The organism is Sphingomonas sp. IBVSS2 (assembly GCF_002127225.1).
Taxonomy (GTDB): domain Bacteria; phylum Pseudomonadota; class Alphaproteobacteria; order Sphingomonadales; family Sphingomonadaceae; genus Sphingomonas.
This window is the reverse complement of the sequence record NZ_NFUR01000002.1, coordinates 848592-870516: the sequence shown is the minus strand read 5'-3', so window position 1 is coordinate 870516 and position 21925 is coordinate 848592. Positions and strand designations below refer to the sequence as shown.

General features: G+C 67.6%; 17 protein-coding genes. 10 read left to right on the top strand and 7 right to left on the bottom strand.

The annotated features are described in order from the left end of the window. Positions 1–129: 129 nt before the first annotated feature. Positions 130–741, top strand: a complete 612-nt coding sequence (locus tag CAP40_RS10110; RefSeq protein WP_086129318.1) for a TetR/AcrR family transcriptional regulator — start codon at positions 130–132, stop codon at positions 739–741. Between the two features lie 54 nt (positions 742–795). On the opposite strand, the gene CAP40_RS10105 is transcribed toward CAP40_RS10110, so the two are convergent. From CAP40_RS10105 to CAP40_RS10080, 6 genes are all read right to left on the bottom strand, one after another. Further along, on the bottom strand, positions 796–1593 hold the full coding sequence (locus CAP40_RS10105) for a MetQ/NlpA family ABC transporter substrate-binding protein (RefSeq protein WP_086129316.1): 798 nt from the start codon (positions 1591–1593) through the stop codon (positions 796–798). Between the two features lie 8 nt (positions 1594–1601). Then, complete coding sequence (locus tag CAP40_RS10100) at positions 1602–2267, bottom strand: methionine ABC transporter permease (RefSeq protein WP_086129314.1); 666 nt, start codon at positions 2265–2267, stop codon at positions 1602–1604. After that, positions 2264–3232: a methionine ABC transporter ATP-binding protein gene (locus tag CAP40_RS10095; RefSeq protein WP_086129312.1), complete on the bottom strand. Its 969-nt coding sequence runs from the start codon at positions 3230–3232 to the stop codon at positions 2264–2266. The genes CAP40_RS10100 and CAP40_RS10095 overlap by 4 nt, the downstream gene beginning before the upstream one ends. 271 nt (positions 3233–3503) lie before the next feature. Continuing rightward, positions 3504–4181, bottom strand: a complete 678-nt coding sequence (locus CAP40_RS10090; RefSeq protein WP_086129310.1) for a DOPA 4,5-dioxygenase family protein — start codon at positions 4179–4181, stop codon at positions 3504–3506. Between the two features lie 20 nt (positions 4182–4201). Further along, positions 4202–4981, bottom strand: coding sequence for a sulfite exporter TauE/SafE family protein (locus tag CAP40_RS10085; protein WP_086129308.1), 780 nt, complete (start codon positions 4979–4981; stop codon positions 4202–4204). Then, the gene (locus CAP40_RS10080; RefSeq protein WP_179188051.1) at positions 4978–6177 is read right to left on the bottom strand and encodes a dipeptidase; all 1200 of its coding nucleotides are present in this window, start codon (positions 6175–6177) and stop codon (positions 4978–4980) included. The genes CAP40_RS10085 and CAP40_RS10080 overlap by 4 nt, the downstream gene beginning before the upstream one ends. A 294-nt stretch (positions 6178–6471) precedes the next feature. Between CAP40_RS10080 and CAP40_RS10075 the strand changes: the two genes are divergently transcribed. Together CAP40_RS10075 and CAP40_RS10070 are read left to right on the top strand one after the other, a co-directional pair. Further along, complete coding sequence (locus CAP40_RS10075; protein WP_086129304.1) at positions 6472–9111, top strand: TonB-dependent siderophore receptor; 2640 nt, start codon at positions 6472–6474, stop codon at positions 9109–9111. Continuing rightward, the gene (locus CAP40_RS10070; RefSeq protein ID WP_256924119.1) at positions 9111–10205 is read left to right on the top strand and encodes a histidinol-phosphate transaminase; all 1095 of its coding nucleotides are present in this window, start codon (positions 9111–9113) and stop codon (positions 10203–10205) included. The genes CAP40_RS10075 and CAP40_RS10070 overlap by 1 nt, the downstream gene beginning before the upstream one ends. A 120-nt stretch (positions 10206–10325) precedes the next feature. Here CAP40_RS10070 and CAP40_RS10065 read toward each other — a convergent pair whose 3' ends face one another. After that, positions 10326–11240 (bottom strand): LysR substrate-binding domain-containing protein, encoded by a 915-nt coding sequence (locus CAP40_RS10065; RefSeq protein ID WP_086129302.1) that lies wholly within the window; start codon positions 11238–11240, stop codon positions 10326–10328. A 95-nt stretch (positions 11241–11335) separates the two neighbouring features. Here CAP40_RS10065 and CAP40_RS10060 point away from each other — a divergent pair, with 95 nt between their 5' ends. The 7 genes from CAP40_RS10060 to CAP40_RS10030 all read left to right on the top strand — a co-directional run bounded on the left by CAP40_RS10060 (position 11336) and on the right by CAP40_RS10030 (position 21925). Further along, on the top strand, positions 11336–12358 hold the full coding sequence (locus CAP40_RS10060; protein ID WP_086129300.1) for a 2-oxoadipate dioxygenase/decarboxylase family protein: 1023 nt from the start codon (positions 11336–11338) through the stop codon (positions 12356–12358). Then, positions 12355–13791: an FAD-binding oxidoreductase gene (locus CAP40_RS10055; RefSeq protein ID WP_086129298.1), complete on the top strand. Its 1437-nt coding sequence runs from the start codon at positions 12355–12357 to the stop codon at positions 13789–13791. Before CAP40_RS10060 ends, CAP40_RS10055 begins: the two co-directional genes overlap by 4 nt. Then, on the top strand, positions 13788–14984 hold the full coding sequence (locus CAP40_RS10050) for an aspartate aminotransferase family protein (protein WP_086129296.1): 1197 nt from the start codon (positions 13788–13790) through the stop codon (positions 14982–14984). Before CAP40_RS10055 ends, CAP40_RS10050 begins: the two co-directional genes overlap by 4 nt. A gap of 111 nt (positions 14985–15095) precedes the next feature. Beyond that, positions 15096–16496 carry a succinylglutamate-semialdehyde dehydrogenase gene (astD, locus tag CAP40_RS10045; RefSeq protein ID WP_086129294.1) on the top strand — a complete coding sequence of 467 codons (1401 nt, stop codon included), beginning with the start codon at positions 15096–15098 and terminating at the stop codon, positions 16494–16496. 109 nt (positions 16497–16605) lie between these two features. Further along, positions 16606–18129, top strand: a complete 1524-nt coding sequence (locus CAP40_RS10040) for an aldehyde dehydrogenase family protein (protein ID WP_086129292.1) — start codon at positions 16606–16608, stop codon at positions 18127–18129. Between the two features lie 148 nt (positions 18130–18277). Then, complete coding sequence (locus tag CAP40_RS10035; RefSeq protein WP_179188049.1) at positions 18278–20404, top strand: TonB-dependent receptor; 2127 nt, start codon at positions 18278–18280, stop codon at positions 20402–20404. Positions 20405–20422: 18 nt separating this feature from the next. Next, positions 20423–21925 carry a hypothetical protein gene (locus CAP40_RS10030; RefSeq protein WP_086129287.1) on the top strand — a complete coding sequence of 501 codons (1503 nt, stop codon included), beginning with the start codon at positions 20423–20425 and terminating at the stop codon, positions 21923–21925.

Below are 21925 nucleotides of genomic sequence, written 5' to 3'. Positions count from 1 at the left end.
GTTTCGACCCCTCCCCGAGAGAGGGATAGCGGCAGCAGTTTCAACCGAGGTCTGGACGTGACAACGCAAGGGAAGTCGAGAAAGTCGCCCTCGTCGCGGCGCTCGAATGCCGAACGCCGCGAAGAGTCGATGACGATCATTCTCGATCACGCCGAGGCGGAATTCGCCTCCAAGGGATATGACGGCACCACCTTCGTCAGCGTGGCCGAGGCCGCGGGCGTGGATGCCGCGCTGATGCGCTATTATTTCGGCGACAAGGAGCAGCTCTTCGCGGCCGTTTTCCGGAGGCGCGGCCCCATGGTCAACGCGCTGCGCATGCAGGCACTGGACGCATATCGGGCGGCGACCGGCGGACAAGGCACGCTCGAGGGGCTCATCGAAGCATTTACCCGCCCCGGCTTCGAATTCGGCTCCCTGAGCGAGGGGCACCGCAACTATGCCGCGATCGTCGCATTCGTGAACAGCTCGCGCGGCACGATGCACGCGCTGATGTCGGAAGTCTTCGACGAAGTTTCCCGCGTGCTGATCGACGACATGCAGCGGCTGATGCCCGACGTCCCGCGCGAAACGCTATATTGGGGCTATCACTTCCTCACGGGCGCCTTCACCTTCTCGCTCGGCCAGACCGGCCGCATCGACCGCATCTCCGGGGGCTCTGTCTCTTCCGAGGACTTCGCGGGAATTGCCGATCGCCTGCCTGCCTTTGTCGCCGCCGGAATAAGGTCGCTGGCCGCGCGCTGATCGCGCCCTTTTCCTGCACGACCAGCCGATCGCGACCGGCATGCACGAACCGGCTCAGAAGGCCGGGATCACCGCCCCGCCATATTTGCGCTCGATGAACGCCCTCGTCTCGGGGCTGTGCAGCGCCGCGACCAGCTTTTGAACGCGCGGGTCGTTCTTCGCGCTTTCCTGGCCCACGATGAAGTTCACATAGGGGCTGTCCTTGCCCTCGATCGCCAGCGCATCGCGCCGCGGGTTCAGCTTCGCATCGAGCGCATAGTTGGTGTTGATCAGCGCCAGATCGACCTGGTCGAGCACGCGCGGCAGCGTTGCCGCCTCGAGTTCGCGGAACTTGAGGTTCTTGCGGTTCTCGACGATGTCCTTGGGCGTTGCTAAAACGGCCTTGGGATCGAGCAAGGTGATCAGCCCCGCCCTGGCGAGCAGCTGAAGCGCGCGACCGCTGTTGCTCGGATCGTTGGGGATCGCGATCGTCGCGCCCTCAGGCACGTCCGCAATCGCCTTCCACTTGCGCGAATAGGCACCCAAAGGCTCGACATGCACGCCGGCAATCGTCACCAGATGCGTGCCCTTGGACCGGTTGAACTCGGCGAGATAGGGCGCGGTCTGGAAGTAATTGACCAGGATCCGGCCTTCCGCGACCTGCGTGTTGGGCTGGACATAATCGTTGAACACCCGGACATCGAGCTTCAGCCCCTGCTTGGCCAAAGCCGGCTTCACGAACTCGAGGATCTCGGCATGCGGCACCGCCGTAGCGGCAACGCTCAGCATATTGGGATCGTCGGTCTTCGCGGATTTTCCGCAGCCGGCGAGCGCGAAAGCGGCAAAAGCGGTGAGGAGCAGGCGTCGTTGCATCGGAAGTCCTATCGGCGGGTAAAGTGGCGGACGAGGCGGTCTCCCGCCATCTGGAGAAGCTGGACGAGGACGAGCAGCAGCGCGACGGTGACCAGCATCACATCGGTCTGGAAGCGTTGATAGCCGAAGCGGATGGCGAGATCGCCAAGGCCGCCGGCGCCGACGGCACCCGCCATCGCGGTGAACGAGACGAGCGCGATCGCTGTGACGGTCGCGCCCGCTATGATCCCGGGCAGCGCCTCGGGCAGCAAAGCCCGGAACACCAGGTCGCGCGTGGTCGCTCCCATGGCCTGGACCGCTTCGATGGTGTTGCGATCCACTTCGCGCAGCGCGGTCTCGACCAGCCGGGCGAAGAATGGCGCCGCCCCGACCACCAATGGCGGGATCGCACCCGCCACGCCGAGCGAAGTGCCGGCCAGCAACACCGTCAGCGGAATCATCACGATCAGCAGGATGATGAAGGGCACGGAGCGCAGCAGGTTGACGGCGAGCGCCAGTCCCCCGCTCACCACGCGATTCTGCCAGATCTGTCCCGGGCTGGTGAGGAACAGCAGCACGCCGAGCGGCAGGCCCAGCGCCAGGGTCAGCAGCAGCGAGCCGCCGAGCATCGCGAGCGTGTCGAGGCAGGCCTGGCCGATCTCGTTCCAGTCGACATTGGCAAACCAGCCGCTCATGCCGCCACCTCGCCGTGCTGGCGAAGCGCCGCGAGCGCGGCTTCGGTGTCCCCGCCGGACAGGCCGAGAGTCAGCTGCCCGAAGCTGGCCTCCCTCAGCCGGCCGATCCGGCCGTCCAGGATTACGAAGTCCGTACCGGTCTCACGGGCGATATGGGTAAGCACCGGCTGCAGGACCGCATCGCCCCGCAGCGTCAGGCGGGCGACCGGCCCATCAAAGGCGAGCGGCTGCGCGTCCGCGCCGTCCTCGTCGATCAGCGCGCGGGTCTCCGCTGCCCGAGGGCGAAGGAAGACGTCGGCGACGCTGCCCGTCTCGACGACACGGCCGGCATGCAGCACCGCGACGCGGTCGCAGACCTGACGGACGACTTCCATCTCATGAGTGATCAGCACGATGGTGAGCCCCAACTCGCGGTTGAGGTCGCCGACAAGCGCCAGGATGCTGCGGGTCGTCTCCGGATCGAGCGCGCTGGTCGCCTCGTCGCAGAGCAGGATGTCAGGGTCGGTCGCCAGTGCCCGGGCAATGCCGACACGCTGCTTCTGCCCTCCCGACAACTGAGCCGGATATTTGGCGCGATGGTCGGCAAGGCCGACACGGGCGAGCAATTCGGGCACGCGCGCGGCGATCCGCGCCTTGTCGGCTCCGGCGATCCGCAGCGGCAGCGCGACATTGTCGAATATGGTGCGCGAACCGAGCAGCCCGAAATTCTGGAAAATCATGCCCACGCGCCGGCGCAGCGCGCGCAGGCCTTCGCCGGAAAGGCCGTCCAGCGCGATGCCGTCGACCTCGACCTTGCCCGTGGTGGGGAGCTCGAGCCCGTTGAGCAGCCGCACCAGGGTGGACTTGCCCGCGCCCGACCGGCCGATGATACCGAACACTTCGCCGCGCGCGATCTCGAGGTCGACGCCGGCCAGCGCCGCGTGGCCATTGGCGAAGGCCTTATGAACGTTTTCGAGATGGATCATGGGCTTTCCGGATGGCGCCGGGCTGAGAGTGCCCGGCAGGTTCACGAGCGACGTGGATAGCGCTTCTGCTTCGCTGCACGCACGAGATGAGCTTTAGCGCGCGATAGCCGAACTTGCTTCTTAATGTCCATCTAATCAGTATGAATTTAGCGTGTACCGATGAAGCCAGCATTCGCTCTCGTCCGGCTTCGTCGCTTCCCCGGGCTAGGTTATCCCCCCGAGCTCAGGTCTGGGCCGCGCTCTCCCCCTTGGGGCGCGGCCCTTTTTTCCCTCAGCCCTCGGGCCTGACGGTCGGCCGGGTGTTGGGATAGATCTGCTCGACCCTGGGCTCGCCGGGCGCCGGGCCGCGCATCCCATAGGCGTTCACCGGCTGCGAACGGTTCACCCAGAGCGCATAGTAGAGATGGTCGGCGCGCGGATCCTCGGTGTTCGGGTGGAGCAGGATGGTGAGGCCGAGACTGTTGAGCTGCAACCACGGCACGATCACCGGCAGCAGATCGTTGGTGAAGCCGAAATAGAAGGACGGCGTGACGTGCGGTCCTCGCGGCTCGAGGTTCCAGTTGCCGAGTTCGACGGAGAAGCGCTCGGCCGCCCATTTGCGGATCAGCGCCGCCTTCGCGTAGCTGTCCTCGTCGAAATAGATATGCGCATGATAGCTCTCGATGTCGGTATAGGCGCGCGGAGCCGAAGGCAGCACCGCCTCGCCCGGACGCACCGATCTGGGGCGCGGCGTCGGCTCCTTGTAGGTCTCATAGCCCCAGGGACTGCGGCCCGTTGTGATGGGCCCGGGAGCGGCAGCGGGAACGGTCTGCGCCCGCGCGTCGCGCGCCAGCCCGAGCGCAGCCAGCGCCGCGGCACCGCCGCCGAGCAAGGCCCGGCGCCCGGGAGAAAGCAGATCGGCCCACATCTGGTCGTCGCGTTCGTTGAAGAAATTGGGTTCCAGCGACATGAGGCATTCTCCGATACGGTTCAAAGGACCAGCTTGCCGCCGACGATGGCGAGCGTTCCGGCAAGCACGGGACGCAGCACGCGGTCGGGGACGCGCGTAGCGATGAGGCTGCCGACGACGATGCCGGGCACCGATCCCAGCAAGAGCGATCCGAGCAGTACGAAGTCGATCGAACCGAGAACCCAATGCCCGGCACCCGCGATCAGGGTCAGCGGCACGGCATGGGCGATGTCGGAGCCGACGAGGCGATTGGTCGGGAGGCGCGGATAGAGGATCAGCAGCACGGTCATGCCGAGCGCCCCCGCGCCGACGGACGACAGCGAGACGAGCACGCCGAGCACCGCGCCAAGGGTGATCGTCAGCGCGGCCACCTGGCGCTCGGGCCGCGGCGGCCGGTCGTTCGTGAAATATTCGACGATCCGGCGCCGGAAGAAGATCGCCACGGAGGTGGCGATCAGGGCGATGCCGAGCGTGAGGCTGATCACGCGGCCGGTGCTTTCGAGATGCGTCCCGAGCGCCGCCAGCGCCAGCAGCGTGGCCAGCGTGGCCGGCACGCTCCCGATGGCCAGCCGCCGCACCACCTTCCAGTCGACCGTGCCGCCGGCGCCGTGGACCGCGGTGCCGACTGCCTTGGTAGCCGAGGCATAGAGCAGGTCGGTGCCCACCGCGGTGGCCGGATGGAAGCCGAAGACCAGGACGAGCAGCGGCGTCATCAACGAACCGCCGCCGACACCCGTCATGCCGACGAGCAGGCCGACCAGCACCCCGGCGAGCGAATAGAGCGGATCGAAATGCGTCACCGACGGGACGCCGCCCGGCGATAGGCCGGATCGCGCGCATCGAGCGCGGCCTGCCAGACCCGCAGCACATTGCCGCTCCACAGCTTGTCGATATCCCCCGCCGAATAGCCCCGGCGCTTCAGCTCGGCAGTGACGTTGCCGCCCTCGCCGACATCGGCCCACCCCTCGACACCGCCGCCATGATTGAAGTCCGAGGACAATGCGACATGATCGATGCCGATCCGCTTCACCGCATAATCGACCGCGTTCACCAGATCGGCGACGCCGGCGCGCGGCTCCTTGCCGACAATGTCGTGATAACGCTGGTCATATTCGGCCTGCTTGCCGAGGGAGAGCGCGGCGCCACCGGGCTTGAGGCCATATTCCCGCTGAAGCGCCGCCACTGCCGCGAGGGTTTCCGGCGAGCGTGCGCGCAGATAGGCGCTGAAGGCATTGATCGCGACGACGCCTCCCCTGGCCTTCAGCGCGTCGAGTTGCCCATCGCTCAGGTTGCGGCTGTTGTCGACCAGCCCGCGCACGTCCGAATGGCTGGCGATGACCGGTGCGCGGCTCAGCGCCAGCACCTGGTCGAACGCGGCGTCCGAGAGCTGCGACACGTCGATCAGCACGCCCAGGTCGTTGAGCCGCCTGACCGCGGCCTTGCCGAGCGGCGACAGCCCGCCATTCTCGCCGGGGGTGTCGCCGAACTGCAATGCGGGACGCGAGGAGTCCGCGAACTGATTGTTGCCGGCATGAACGAAGCCGAGGATGCGGACACCGCGACCATACCAATAGTCGAACTGGTCGAGATCGTTGCCGAGCGGCCAGGCATTCAGGAAGCTTTCGATCACCGCGAACTTGCCGCTCGCGGCCGCATGCCGGACATCGGCCGGAGAGCGCGCGAACACCGCCAGCGCGGGATTGCGTTCGACGATCGCGTGGATGGCACCATCGCGGGCACGAAGCTCGGCCTGCGCCTTGGCGAGCGTCGATGCATCGCGCGTGCCTTGCGGCACGAACAGCGCGATGGCGGCGGCAGCGAGCCCGCCGGCCCGCGCGCGATCCAGGTCGAATTGCGATGTCGGGTCGGTTTTCCCCGACCAGCCCGGCGCGGCGGCGGATTTGGGCAGGTCGACATGCGGATCGATGGCGAGGGACTGGGCAGCCGCGGGCGCCGCGGCGATCGAGAGGCTGAGCACGAACAGGCTGATCTTCACTGGGTTTCTCCCATGGTTTGATCCCGCAAAGCGAGGCCATGGCCGCCTCCCGTTTATTCCTATTCATTAAATAGGAATTTAGGCGCGTGAAAATCTATCGCTGCCACAAGCTGGCGTTGCGCATGATGGGCCGAGCTATCGGATTGATTTTCCCGGGTGCGCCATGGGCGACCGCGCCGAAATGCCGAACCCGTGACAGCTCCGCTATCGCCACCCCAAGAGCTTCTTCTGACTCAATTCCCATTGAATGAGTAGGATATTTAGCCCGGCCAGCAAGAACAAAAAGGGGCTCCCATGCGCCATATCCTCCTGCTCCTCTCGAGCGTCGCCTTCCTCCCCGTTCCCGCGCTCGCACAGACCGCAAGCCCGCCATCCGACGAGAGCGCGCCGGCGCAAGGCGAGATCGTCGTCACCGGCACGCGCTTCGCCAACCGCACCGTGACTTCCTCCCCGGTGCCGATCGACGTGCTGAACGGCGAAGATGTGCGTGCCTCGGGCTATAACGAGACCAGCGAAATCCTGCGCCAGCAAGTGCCGTCCTTTGCCTTCGCGACGCCCACCACGCCGGACGGCAACACGCATATCCATTCCGCTTCGCTGCGCGGGCTTTCGCCCGACGAAACGCTCGTACTGCTCAACGGAAAGCGCGTGCACACCGCGGCCTGGGTCAATACCGGCGGCACGATCGGCAAGGGCGCCGTGCCGACGGACCTCAACCAGATCCCCGGCGCTTCGATCGGACGCATCGAGATCCTGCGCGACGGTGCCTCCGCCCAATATGGCTCGGATGCGATCGCGGGCGTGATCAACGTAATCCTTCGCACCGATACCGCGATCCACGGCACCGCCAGCTTCGGCAGCACCTATGATGGCGGTGGCGACACCTATGAGCTGTCGCTCGGCTCGGGCGTGAAGCTGGGGGATGACGGCTTCCTCAACGTCACCGGCTATTATCGCAACCACAAGGCCGCCAACCGGGCGGAGCCCGACACCCGTCAATTCTATTTCGGCATCTCGCCCACCGGCGCGCCCCAGGCCCTGTCGGCGCGCTATGGCTCCGGCATCAGCCTCAATCCGCCGGGCGGCGTCGCCGGCACGACGCTCGATCCGCGCGAGGCCGCGGTAGACCGCAACGTCTGGCGCTTCGCCGATCAGGGCGACCTCGAGGATGTCAGCGGCATCGTCAATTTCGCCAAGCCGCTCGGCGGCGATGTCGAACTTTATGGCTTTGGCGGCTACCGGGTCAGCAAGGCGCACTCCAACGCCTCCTTCCGCCGCCCCGGCCAGGACGAGAATGTCCGCGCGATCTATCCGAATGGCTTCCTGCCGTTCGTGAATACCGAGAGCACCGATTATTCCGCCGTGGTCGGCGTTCGCGGAAAGCTTGGCGGCTGGAACTGGGATCTCTCGACCGTTTATGGCGGCAACACGATCGAATACCGCACCGAGAACACGCTCAACGCGACGCTGGGCGCCGCGAGCCCGACCAAATTCTACAACGGCAAATACGGCAATTCGCAATGGACGACCGACCTCACCCTATCGAACAGCTATGATATCGGGCTGGCCGCGCCGCTGAACCTGGCACTGGGCGCGGAATATCGCCGCGACGGCTACAAGATCGGCGCGGGCGAACTGGCGAGCTACCAATATGGCGCGGCACGCATTCTCGACGGGCCCAATGCCGGCGCGGTGCCGACGATCGGATCGCAGGGATTTGCCGGCATCCAGCCTGGCGACGTGGTCGATACCAGCCGCGACGCAATCGGCGCCTTCGCCGAACTGGGCCTGGAGCCCCTGCGCGGATGGCAGGTCGATCTCGCCGGGCGCTACGAACACTACAGCGACTTCGGCGATACCTGGAACGGCCAGGCGTCGACCCGGCTCGGCCTGGGCGCGGGCTTCGCGCTGCGCGGCTCGGCGGGCACCGGCTTCCACGCCCCTGCCCTCGCCCAGCAATATTTCAGCTCGACCAGCAGCCGCACCATCGTCAACAACACCACCGGCTTCCCGGAATTCGTACTGGTCCGCACCGCGCCGGTCGGCTCCGGGCTGGCCCAGGCGCTGGGGGCGCAGCAGCTCAAGCCGGAGAAATCGACGAGCTTCGGTGGCGGCCTGACCTTCGACAATGGCGGGTTCAGCGCCTCGGCCGACTATTACCACATCGATATCGACGACCGGATCTTCCTGTCCTCCAATTTCGTCGATGCCTCCAATAGCCGCCGCCTGCGCGACTATCTCGCCAGCCTCGGCTATCCCGGCGTGACCAGCGTGCGCTATTTCACCAACGCGGCGGACACACGCACCGAGGGTGTCGACGTCACCGCCTCCTATACCGCCAGGTTCGGCGGAGACGCGACGCTGCGGCTGACCGCCGCATATAACCACAATACCACCCGGCTGCGGCGCGTTTCGGCGACGCCGCCGCAGATCACCGCGCTCGGCATCACCACGCCGCTGTTCGACATAGTCGAGCGCACCCGCGTTCAATATGGTCAGCCCAAGGACAAGGTCGCGCTCGGCGCCAATCTGAAGATCGGCATCTTCACCCTCGATGCGCGCACCACGCGCTATGGCGAAGTCGAGCAGGTCGCGCTCACCAACCAGACGCCGGCCAATGTCGCGCTCGCGGCGCTAGGCGGCACTCCGTTCCGCACCCGGCCGACCGAATCCGGCACGGCCGGCAATCTCGACGTGATTCAGAAGCTGGAAGCCAGATGGGTCACCGACCTGAGCATCACCGGCAAGATTACCCGGAATGCGTCGCTGACGGTCGGCGCGAACAATCTCTTCAACGTCTATCCCACGCAGAACATCCGCTCCACCTCGGCGCTCACCGGCGCCGATACCAGCGGCGCCTTTCCGTACAGCGAATTCTCGCCCTTCGGCTTCAGCGGCGGCTATTACTACGCCCGGATCGGAGTGAACTTCTGATGCATGCCACCTTTTTGTCGCGCCGCAGCCTGATGGCTGCGGGCGGCGCTGCTTCCGCCGCGATCCTGACCGGCGCCAGCGCCGGGCCCGCTCCGCAGGAGATCCGGCTCTCGCTCAACGAAAATGCGTTCGGACCATCGCCGGCGGTCGCGCGCGCGATCACCCGGAACCTGTCCAGCCTGCATCGCTATGTCGATCAGGCAGAGGTCGACACGCTCAGCCGCCAGATCGCCGCGCTGGAGGGCGTCCCTCCGGAACAGGTGGTCATCGGCGAAGTGCTGGAGCCGCTGGGTCTCTATCTCGCCCGGCAGCGCGGTGGCGGAGGCCGCATCGTCCATTCCTCCCCCGGATACACCGCGCTCGTCGACTCTGCGGCGCCGCTTGGCGCCAAGGGCTTGGCCATTCCCCTCAATGCCAGGCTGGAGAACGATCTCCCCGCCCTGTCGGCGGCGATCGACGGCGGCACGCTCGCCGTCTCGCTCGTCAATCCGCACAACCCGTCCGGCACGGTCGACGAGGTCGCCGCGCTGGACCGCTTCATCCTCGATTCCGCCAAGCGCACGCTGGTCGTCGTCGACGAAGCCTATCTGGAATATGACGACCTCCCCCGGCGGAGCGCCATCCGGCATGTTCGCGCCGGCGAAAACGTGCTGGTGTTCCGCACGCTTGCCAAGATCTACGGCCTTGCGGGGCTCTCGATCGGCTACGCGGTCGCGCCTGTCACGCTGGCCAGGGGGCTGCGCGATGCCGGGATCGGGGCACCGCATTCGCTGTCACGCCTGGCGCTGGTCGCCGCCGGCGCGGCGCTCGCGGATCAACATCATGTCCGCTCCATCCATGACGCCGTGGCCCGCGAACGGGCCCGCCTCCACCAGCAGATCGACCGGCTCGGCTGGCAAAGAACCGAGAGCCGGGCGGACTTCGTCTTCTTCAGACCGCCTTCGGCCCCTGCGCTCCGTCGCGCGTTCGAACAGGCCAATATCGCCATAGCGCGCCACTTCCCGCCGCTGGACGACTGGATTCGAGTGACGATCGGCACTCCAATCGAGAATGAAGCTGTCCTGGCGGTGCTGCGAAGGGGCTCGGGCCGCTGACCCGGCGTGGCGGCGCGGCCGGGTGCCCGACGGCGCCCGGCCGCTGCGCCTTCCCATATCCGCAAGGATCGGGGTCCCGCGCGGCGCGGATCCCCCTGTGCATCAAGGGCGGAGCAGTATCTATCCCGCACCTTCGGGCAACCTGGCAACGTCGATCTGCTCACCCATCCATGCGCTGAAATCGACCATCGCGTCGTTGCTTCGCCAATCCGTGCGCCGAACGAGATAATAGGCGTCGTCGGTGTGCAGCGGCCGGTTGAAGGGTATGACCAGATTGCCGCTCGCAAGCTCCGGCGAAATCAGGAATTCGGGTATCAGCGCGACGCCGACGCCGGCCGCTACCGCCTGGGCCAGCATCAGGAAATGCTCGAACCGCTGCCCCTGCAACCTGGGCAGGTCGGTGATCCCGCAATCCGCGAACCAGCGATTCCAGGCGTCGAGACGGGATGCCTGGAACAGGAGCGGCTTGTCGATCAAGTCCCCGGGCGATTGGACCGGATGGGATGCCAGCCACTCGGCACTGCAAACCACTACCGCCCGCTCCCCGAACAGGCGCAGATGCGAAGCGTCCGGCCAATCCGGCTGGCCGAAATGGATCGCCCCGTCGAATCCCTCCTCCTCGAGGTCGAACGGAAAGGAACGCGCCGCGAAATTGACGGTCATCTCGGGGTGGCGCGCGGACAATCCCGGCAGCCGCGGCGCGAGCCAGCGCATCCCGAAGCTCGGCAGCGTGGCGATGAGCAGGGTCCGCCCGGTGCCGCTCATCAGCCGGTCGGTGGCCAACCGGATCCGATCCAGCGCCGGCCTGACTTCGTCGGCATAGGCGCGGCCGGCCGCGTTGAGGGTGACCCGGCGTCCGTGCCGGTCGAACAGGCTGGTCTGCAGCCAATCCTCCAGCAACGCCACCTGCCGGCTGACGGCGCTCTGCGTGAGGCCGATATGCGCTGCCGCCCGCGAGAAGCTGCCATGGCGCGCCGCGGCGACGAAGCTGTTGAGCGCCGCCATCGGGGGCAGCATGCGCCTGCCCTCACTCATTCCAAATACTCATCTGTAGATGACACTAATCCGTTTTGAATCGCTCTATTCATACCTCACATGACCGCAAGCCATTGGCAATCAGGTCGAGGTAAATGATGAATGAGCATCAAAGCGCGCTGGATGCACTGGTCGGCGCCATCCTGCCCGCGGATCGGATGCGGGCAGCGCGGGACATCCTACAACCCATGGCGGATCCGGCGCGGACCACGCCCGGGGTGAACGCGCTCGACTTCACGGTGGCGCTCAACACGATCCTCTTCGCCGACCTGCTCGATCGCACCGCGACGGGTGCGGCCTATGTCGACGATGTCCGCCGTTCCGGCCGGCGCGTCCGTTTCGACCATGGCGCGCTGCGGACGATCTGCCTGCCCCGCGGCGGCACCGGCGCCCTGCCCGCCGGCGAGCAGGCATTTCGCCGGATCCTCGAGCCGCTCGGCTATGCGGAAGCGGCGATCTATCCGTTGCCCCGGCTGCGGATGACGGGCCGCGCCTATCGCCACCGCACCCATCCGGAGACCATCCCCCAATTCTTCGTCAGCGAACTGCACGTCGACCAGTTCGACGCGGAATTCGCCGGCGCGGCGGCGCGCGTATTCGGCACGTCCCGGGATCCGATCGACGCGGAGACCGCAGCGGCACTCGCCCGGCTGGGCGGGGGAGAGATACTGCCTCCGGATGCCGCGGCGCATGCGCTGCGCGTGACCATCGGCGCGTTCGGGCGCCAGCACGACCGGCCGATGCTCGCGGATTATGAGATCCTCAAGCGCGCCTCGGCAGAGGCCGCCTGGATCGCGACCGAAGGCAATGCCTTCAATCATGCGACCGACCGAGTGCCCGATGTGACTGCCCTGGCCGAGGCGCAGCGCGCGCTCAGCCGGCCGATCAAGGACAGCGTGGAGGTCTCCGGCACCGGACGCGTCCGCCAGACCGCCTTCCGCGCCGATCCGGTCGATCGCGCGTTCGGCATGCCGGCAGGCCCGGATCGCACCCTGTCGGTGCCGGGCTCGTTCTACGAATTCATCACGCGGGACATCGATCCGGCGACCGGCACGCTCGACCTGTCCTTCGACAGCGGCAATGCCACCGGCATCTTCGGCATGACCAAGGCCGCATGACGGAAGCCGAAGCCCCCCTGCTCGATATGCTCGCCGAGATTGTCGGCTCGGCGCAGGTGCTGACGGACACGTCCGACCTGGCCACCTATCGCACCGACGGCCGCGGCGCCGGCGGCGGCGCGCCGATCGCGGTCGTGCGGCCGAGCGACGCGGCCCAGGTCTCGGCCCTGGTGCGGCTGGCGGCCGGAGCGAATATCCGCCTCGTCGTCGCGGGTGGCCGCACCGGCCTGGCCGGCGCGGGTCTGCCTGCCGAACGCGAGCCGTGCGTACTGGTAAGTCTCGAGCGGCTCGCCAGCCTGATCGAAATCGATCCGGTCAATCGCACCGCCACCGTCGACGCCGGGGTTCGGCTATCCGCGCTCAATGCGGCAGCGTCCGAGCACGGGCTCTTCTTTCCGATCGATCTCGGCGCCGATCCGGCTATCGGCGGCATGATCGCCAGCAATACCGGCGGCGCCCGGCTGCTGCGCTATGGCGACGTGCGCGCGAACCTGTTGTCGGCGGAAGTCGTCCGCTCCGACACGAAAGGGTCGCGCATCGCGCTGGGCGCACCGCTCCGGAAGAACAATACCGGGCTCGACCTCAAGCAATTGCTGGTCGGCGGCTGCGGATCGACCGGGATCGTCACCCGCGCCACCGTCGCCCTGCATCCCCTGCCCGCCGCGCGATTGACCGCATTGCTCGCGCTCGACGACCCCCATTCCGCGCCGCGGCTCCTGCTGGCGCTCGAGCGTGACTTCGGCAGCTGGCTGTCCGCCTTCGAGGGCATGAGCGAAGCGGCGATCCGCGCCGCGGCGGATCACGTCCCCGGCCTCCGGCTGCCGTTCGACGACGTTCCACCCTATGCGGTGCTGGCCGAGCTGTCCGCCGGCGCGGCGTTCGACGAGAACCTGCTGGAGGAGCGGCTCGCGGCCGCGCTGGAGCCGTTCATGACCGGCGCCGATGCCAGCGTCCGCGACGCGGCGATCGATCGGCGCGACAGGCTCTGGGCCTTGCGGCACGCGATTCCCGAGGGCTTGCGCGCGAGAGGCACGGTGGTGGCCTGCGACATCGCGCTGCGCCGCGGCGACGTCATGGTCTTTCGCGAGCGGATGGCCGGCCTGCTCGCACAGCAGGCGCCCGGGCTGGTGCCGCATGATTTCGGTCATGTCGGCGACGGCGGCCTCCACTATAATCTCGTCTGGCCGCGCGCCGGCGGCACGCCGGACCCGGCCCTGCTCGACAAGGCCCGCACGCTGATCTTCGACACCGTGGTGGGCGAATTCGGCGGCAGCTTCAGCGCCGAACACGGCATCGGCCCGCGCAACATCGCGAGCTACCGGCGCTTCGTGCCGGGTGCGGTGCGCCGCCTGGCCGGCGAGATCCAGAACATCATGGCCCCCGTGTCGATCGGCCGGGTCGATTTCGGAACGACAGGAGAAGGCACGGAATGAGCGAAGCATTGATGGGCGTCTACAACCGCGCCCCGCTCGAAGTGGAACGCGGCAACGGCATGTGGCTCCACACCCGCGACGGACGAACCTTCCTCGATTGCGTGGCGGGCATCGCCACCAACTGCCTGGGCCATGCCCATCCGCGCCTGGTGGCGGCGCTGGAGGAGCAGGCACGCAAGCTGTGGCACGTCTCGAACATCTTCCGCATTCCCGGACAGGAGGAACTGGCGGCCCGCCTGGTCGGGGCGACGTTCGCCGACGCGGTGTTCTTCGGCAATTCGGGGTCGGAGGCAGTCGAATGCGCGCTCAAGGCCGCGCGGCGATACCATGCGGTGAACGGCGCGCCGGAACGGATCGACATCGTGGGGTTCGCGGGATCCTTTCACGGCCGCACCTATGCTTCGGTCAATGCCTCGGGCAATCCCGCCTATCTCGACGGCTTCGGCCCGCGCCTGCCGGGCTATGTCCAGCTCACCATCGACGACCGGGCTGCGATCGACGAAGCGGTGCGGCGCCCGACGACGGCGGCGGTGATCGTCGAGCCGGTCCAGGGCGAAGGCGGTGCCCGGGCGCTCGACGGCGAATGGCTGTCGTGGCTGCGCGGGCTGTGCGACGCGCATGGCGTATTGCTGATCCATGACGAGGTGCAGAGCGGCATGGGCCGCACCGGCCGGCTGTTCGCCCATCAATGGTTCGATGGCGCGGAACCGGACATCATGGCGGTCGCCAAGGCGCTGGGCGGCGGCTTCCCGATCGGCGCCTGCCTCGCTACCGCCGCGGTGGCCGAGGCGATGACGGTGGGGGTCCATGGCTCCACCTTCGGCGGCAATCCGCTGGCGATGGCGGTGGGCATCGCCGCCTTTGACGAGATCGCCCGGGAAGAGACACTGGCCAATGTCCGCGCGGCTTCTGACCGGCTGACGACGGGCCTGCGCGAACGCGTCGCCCGTTTCCCGGACGTCGCCGTCGACGTGCGCGGCAAGGGCCTGCTGATCGGCATCAGGATGGTGCCGAACAACCGCGAGGTCATGGCGCTGGCACGCGACCACGGGCTGCTGGTCGCGGGCGGCGGCGAGAATTGCATCCGCCTGCTGCCGCCGCTCACGATCACTCCTGACGAGGTCGACGAAGTGCTGCGCCGGATCGAGGCGACGTTCGCGGCGGCACGCATCCGTTTCGCCGCCGCGGCCTGATACCAGTCGTCTGGGCCTTGCCGGGCGAAGTCGCGACAGCCTTCCTATATCCGGGGCCGATGCGCATGCGTAGGGCGTGCGCATCGGCGACCATGCAAGCGAGTGAATGCCATGTTCCTGCGATCCACCGATCCCTCTTCCGGCGAGACCATCTGGGAAGGTCGGCCGACCAGCCCGGCGGAATGCCTTGCCGCGGTGGCGCGCGCGCGCATCGCCTTTCCCGGCTGGGCTCGCACGCCCTTGACCGAACGCATCGGAATCGCGCGCCGCTTTGCCGAGATCCTGCGCGAGGAAGCCGAGGACCTCGCCACGCTGATCGCGCGTGAGACCGGCAAGCTGCTGTGGGACAGCCGGGGCGAAGTGGCGGCCATGATCGGCAAGGTCGAGATATCGATCGCCGCCCAGGCGCAACGCGCCGGCCTCGACGAGACCGCCATGCCGTTCGGCCGCTCGGTCCTGCGGCACCGTCCCCATGGCGTGATGGCGGTGCTCGGTCCCTATAATTTCCCCGGCCATCTCCCCAATGGGCACATCGTCCCGGCGCTGCTGGCGGGGAATTGCGTGGTCTTCAAACCGTCCGAGGAAACGCCCGCGATCGGCGAGCGCATGGCCGGCATCTGGTCCCGTGCCGGGCTGCCCGGCGATGTGCTGCAGATCGTCCAGGGCGGCCGGGAGACCGGGGCGGCGCTGATCGAGGCCGATATCGACGGCCTGCTGTTCACGGGATCGGCCGAGACCGGCCGCCATTTCCGCCGCGCGTTCCTCGACCGGCCATCGGTGATCCTCGCGCTGGAGCTTGGCGGCAACAACCCGCTCATCGCCTGGGACGGCGATCCCGAGGCGGTGGCGACGCTGGTGGTCCACTCCGCCTTCGTCACTACCGGCCAGCGCTGCTCGTGCGCGCGCCGGCTGATCGTGCCGGACGACCGGCGCGGCGCCGCGATCGTCGACGCGGTGCAGGCATTGGCCAGGCGCCTGCCTGTGGCGGCGTGGAACGACGGCATCGACGCCTTCATGGGGCCTCTGGTCTCCGCCCGCGCGGCGGCATCGGCCGGGGCGGCGTTCGACGGCCTGGTCGTCCAGGGCGCCAAGCCGCTGCTGCCCGGCGGCCCGGTCGCGGGGCGTGGTCCGGCCTTCATCGCTCCGGCGCTGTTCGATGCGACCGGGATCGATCTGCCCGACCGCGAGATCTTCGCGCCGGCGCTCCAGGTGACGCGCGTCGCGGATTTCTCCGCGGCGATCACTCGCGCCAACGCCACGGCCTTCGGCCTGTCCGCCGGGTTGATCTCGGCCGATCCGGCGCTGTGGGAGCGTTTCTCCACGGAGATTCGCGCCGGCGTGGTCAACTGGAACCGGCCGACCACGGGCGCCGCTTCCAACCGGCCGTTCGGCGGCCTGGGGGAATCGGGCAATCATCGCCCGAGCGCCTTCTATGCGGCCGATTATTGTGCCTATCCGATGGCGAGCTTCGAAGCAGAAGCGATCGAGGCGCAGCCGGTGCCCGGCCTATAGGCATTGCCGATCCCTTGTCAGCCGATCAAATGCGCGCCCAAAATGCGAAACGCCGGATGGACCGTCTGGTAGGGGCCGTTCGACCACAGCAATTCAGGAGCCGCGCGCGATGACGGGAATTTTACGGGACCAGGTTCGGGTGATCCTGAACGATCTCGGCGTAGCGGCATCGGCGCTGGAGGGCGGATCGCTGGTGGCGACCTCCCCCATCTCCGGCGAAGCGCTGGCCGAGCTGACGGTGCACACGGCGGGGGATTGCGATGCCGCGGTGGCGGCGGCCGTGGCTGCGTTCCGGCAATGGCGGCTGGTGCCCGCCCCGCGCCGCGGCGAGTTCGTCCGCCGGCTGGGCGAGAAGCTGCGCCTGCACAAGGACGCGCTCGGCCGGCTGGTTACGATCGAGGCCGGGAAGGCCCTGTCCGAAGGGTTGGGCGAAGTCCAGGAGATGATCGACATCTGCGACTTCGCGGTGGGCCTGTCGCGCCAGCTCTACGGCCTGACGATGCCGTCCGAGCGCGCCGACCACCGGCTGGCCGAGCAATGGCATCCGGCCGGCCCGGTCGGCATCATCTCCGCATTCAACTTCCCGGTCGCGGTGTGGAGCTGGAATGCGGCGCTGGCGCTGGTGTGCGGCGATTCGCTGATCTGGAAGCCGTCGGAGAAGACCCCGCTGACCGCGCTCGCCGTCCAGGCCCTTTTCGAGCAGGTCGCTGCGGACTTTGGCGACGATGCGCCCCGCGGCCTGTCGCAGTTGCTGATCGGCGGACGCGAGCTGGGCGAGCGGCTGGCCGAACATCCGGACGTGCCGGTGGTGTCCGCGACCGGGTCGACCCGGATGGGCCGCGAAGTGGGGCGCGTGGTCGCCGCCCGCTTCGGCCGCAGCATCCTGGAACTGGGCGGCAACAACGCCTCGATCGTCACGCCCTCGGCCGATCTGGACCTCGCCTTGCGCGCGGTCGCGTTCGGGGCGATGGGCACGGCGGGCCAGCGCTGCACCACGCTCCGCCGGCTGATCGTCCACCGCGACATCGCGGACGATTTCGTCGCGCGGCTGCACAAGGTCTATGCCGGAGTGACGGTGGGCGATCCGCTGGACGGCAATGCGCTGGTCGGCCCGCTGATCGATCGCGCAGCGTTCGATGCGATGCAGGCGGCTTTGGCCGCGGCGAACACCGCCGGCGCACGGGTCCATTTCGGCGAGCGCCTGCCGATCGGCGGCGAGGACGCCTTTTATGTCCGCCCGGCCCTGGTCGAAGCCGATCGGCAGGACGGGCCGGTGGTGCAGGAAACCTTCGCGCCGATCCTCTACGTCCTGCGCTATTCCACGCTGGACGAGGCGATCGCCCTTCAGAACGGCGTGCCGCAGGGCCTGTCCTCCTCGATCTTCTCGAACGATATCCGCGAAGTGGAGCTGTTCCTGTCGGCGGCCGGATCGGATTGCGGGATCGCCAATGTCAACATGGGGCCGTCCGGCGCGGAGATCGGCGGCGCGTTCGGCGGCGAGAAGGAGACCGGCGGCGGCCGCGAAAGCGGCAGCGACAGCTGGAAAGCCTATATGCGGCGCCAGACCAACGCCATCAACTATGGCCGCTCGTTGCCGCTGGCGCAGGGCGTGCGCTTCGACCTGGAAGTGTGAAATCCGCACGGAACGCTCCCACGGAGCGTTCCGTGACGCTTATGTGTAAAAACGCCCGTCCTCCCCGCTAAGCAGCGCGGGGCCCGAGCATCGAAGATCGAACCATTACGGCGCGTTCGATTGCCGATGCTATTGGGAGGGCATGGAGATGGCGGGAAAGAAAGACCGGCTACTATATTGCGCGACGTCACTGGCTGCCCTGCTCGCGCCAGGAGTCGCCACGGCGCAGGAGGCGGCGGACCCGCCCTCCCAGGCCGATATCGTCGTGACCGCGCAGCGGCGGGCGCAGAACGTCGTCGACGTGCCGCTGACCGTCAACGTCCTGTCCGGATCGGAGCTGACCAAGCGCAACATCACTTCGCTGCAGGATATCGCCGACAACGTGCCCGGCCTGGACGTCTTCTCACAGGGAGGCGGCAAGCAGCTGATCCAGATCCGCGGCATCAACAGCCTCAGGGGCACATCGTCGCTCGTCGGCATCTATCTCGACGAAACGCCGCTCACCGGATCGCAGGACGGCTTCTACCCGGTCTATGCCGATGCGGGCGCGCTCGACCTGGCGCGGGTCGAAGTGCTGAAGGGGCCGCAGGGCACCCTGTTCGGCGAAGGGGCGATGAGCGGCGTCATCCGCTACGTCACGAACGACCCGAAGCTCGACCGGATCGGCGGCACGATCGACTATTCCTTGTTCGCCACCGATGGCGGGCGCGCTTCCGCCCAGGTGAAGGCGGCGCTCAACCTGCCCCTGTCGGATACGCTCGCGGTGCGTTTCGCCGGCGAGTATCAGAACAATGGCGGCTGGCTCGACAATGTCGGCACCGGGGCCAGGAACGTCAATTCCAACCGGATCTATGACGGGCGCGTCAAGTTGCTGTGGCAGCCGGACTCGCGGCTGCGCGTCGTCGGCATGGTCGACATCCGCCACAATGACGAGGATTCCCCCTCCTACGCCAATATCCTGCCCTATGAGAAAGGGCTGTATCGCCACGCCATCGACCCCCATGGCCGGACCAGCGGCGTGTCCGAGCTCGACCTCTACAGCCTACGCGTGGAGTATGACCTCGGCTTCGCCGAGCTGATGAGCAACACCGCGCACAGCAGGCGCTACAGCAACAGCAATCTCGACCAGATCTATTACGCCACCAACGATCCGGCCGCGCCGATTACGCTGGAGATCGCTAACGCGCGCTATCTCAACAAACAGTCGATCACGAGCCAGGAACTGCGCCTGACCTCCAAGGGGGACGGCCCGTTCAAATGGGTGCTGGGCGGCATCTACAAGGACGACGACCTGCTGCGCCACTTCCTGGACGGCGCGGAGCTGCTCTATCCGCCGTCCACCACCGTCACCATTCTCCAGGAGCCGATCCGGACGACCTCCAAGTCCTGGGCGGTCTATGGCGACGCTTCCTATTCGCCGTTCCCCCGGCTCGAGATCGGGGGAGGCCTGCGCTATTCGCACGACGACCGCAGCTTCACCGACGGCACCCTGCCGACCGCTTCCGGCACCTTCTCGCGCGTGACCTATCGCGCGTTCGTGAAATACGACATCGCCCGCGACGCGAACCTGTACTTCAACGTCGGCAACGGCTTCCGCAGCGGCGGCTTCAACGCCGTGGTCAACCCCGCCTTCCCGCCTCCGCTGAGCTACGCGCCCGAACGCTCCATGGCCTATGAGGCCGGCTTCAAGGCGAGCCTGCTCGACGGGAAGCTGGGCGTGAACGTTGCGGCGTTCCAGCAATATTATCGCGGCCAGGTCTATGATCGCGTCGTGCTGACCCCGGTGTTCCTGCAATATACCGCCAATGGCGGCAACACCCGGATCCGGGGCGTGGAATGGCAGCTGACCGCCAGTCCGGTGCGCGCCCTGCGGCTGTCCGCCAGCGGCACGGTGATGGGATCGGTGTTCGTCGCCTCCACGCCCGAGGCGGAAGTGGATTTCCCGCCCGGCACCAGCCCGCTCGCGCTGCCCAAATATTCGATCCAGCTCAGCGCCAACTATGCCTTCAACTGGGCCGCCTCGGTTCCCGGCTATCTCGATATCGACTTCAACCACAAGGACGAGCTGGTCGGCGGACAGGGCGTGACCCGCATCGTCACCGGGCCGCAATCCTTCCTGGGGGCCAGCCTGGGCGCGACGGTGCAAGGACTGGACATCGCGATCTTCGCGCGGAACCTGTTGAACGAGCATTCGCCCTATTACCCAACGCTCGGCGGGATCGGCGCGGTGCCGCGGCCGCGCCAGATCGGCATAAGGCTCGGAAAGTCGTTCTAACCAAGCGGAGGGCCGCCCGTGTACCCGATCGACGTCGCTGCCTTTCTCCTGCTGGGCTCGGCCGCCGCGCTGGCCGCGATCGGCCGGCGGCGACCCGCGCTGCTGGCGGCGCTGGCCGCGCTCGGAACCTCGCTGGCGGCGCTTGCCCTGTATCATTGGCAGGCGGCTCCGGCGACGGCGATCGGAGCCATCGCTGCGGCCGGCCTGTGGCATGGCCCCAGCTTGCGAAGACGCTGGATGCGGATCGCCGCGCGCACGGCGTTCGCGCTCGCAATCCCGGGTGCGGCGATCCCCTATTACCTGTTCCCGCTCTTCTCGCTGCCCGCACCGGACGGCCGCTATCCGATCGGGACGGCGCGCATCGAGCTCATCGACGCCGGCCGGCATGGCGTGCTGGAGGATGGCGTGGCAGAACCGCGCCGCGTGACGGTGCAGCTCTGGTACCCGGCCTCGCCCGGGGGCAAGCCTCCCTTCGCGCGATATCTGCCGCGCGATACCGTCGCGACCGACGCGGGATCGATCGCCCGCAACGCCCTGCATCGTTCGTTCGAGCTGCTGCATCTCGCCGCCGTCCCGACTCATGCGCTGCTGGATGCCGAACCGGCGGGAAGCGGCCATCCGCTGCTCGTCTTCAACCATGGCTATACGATGTACCCGGCCCAGAACACGCCGCTGTTCGAGCGCCTGGCGAGCCATGGCTATGTCGTGGCCAGCATCGGCCACCCCTATGATTCCGCGCGGCATGAATTCGCCGACGGATGGAGCCGTGAGACCACGCCGCTGGTGGTGTCCCCGGCGATGGTCGAAACGCTGGGCGCGCTGGTGCAGGACCAGAGCGCCGCGGGCTGGCGCCGGCGCTTTCCGGCCTATGCCGCGGCGGCGGCGAAGGACCGGCTGATGCGAAGCACCGAGGCGTGGCTGGCCGATACCCGCTTCGTCCTGGCCACGCTGGAGCGCGGCCGGCCGTCGCCACTCGTCGCGCGGATCGCAAGGTCGACGGATTTCGCGCGCCTGGCGTTCGGCGGCATGTCGTTCGGCGGCGGGATCGCGGCGCAAGCCTGTGTGCAGGAGCCGCGGTGCCGTGCCGCGATCAGCCTGGACGGCGTGACCTATGACCCCATGATGTTCGATCGCGCCGCCGGCCGGCCGATGCTGTGGCTGCACTCGGACTGGCCGCGCTATCCGCTCTATCCGAACCAGCCCCGCGATCCCCGCACCCATCCGATGGACTTCGCGTTCCGATCCTGGACCATGCCCGCCGCGCCGGACGATTTCCGTTTCCGGGTCGAGGGGTCGGGCCATCTCGCCTTCACCGACCTGATCCGCATGTTCCGCCATCGGGCACCGCCGGCGCTCTACGGCACCATTTCCGCCGCCGAGATGGACGGCGTGATCGGAGACTTCTCGCTCGGTTTCCTGGATCGGTTCGTCGAGGGGAAGGACAGCGGCTTCCCGCAGGCCCAGCAATCGCGGCACCCCACCGCGATCCGGCATCAGCCCGGGGCGGGCGCTCCGCGCTAG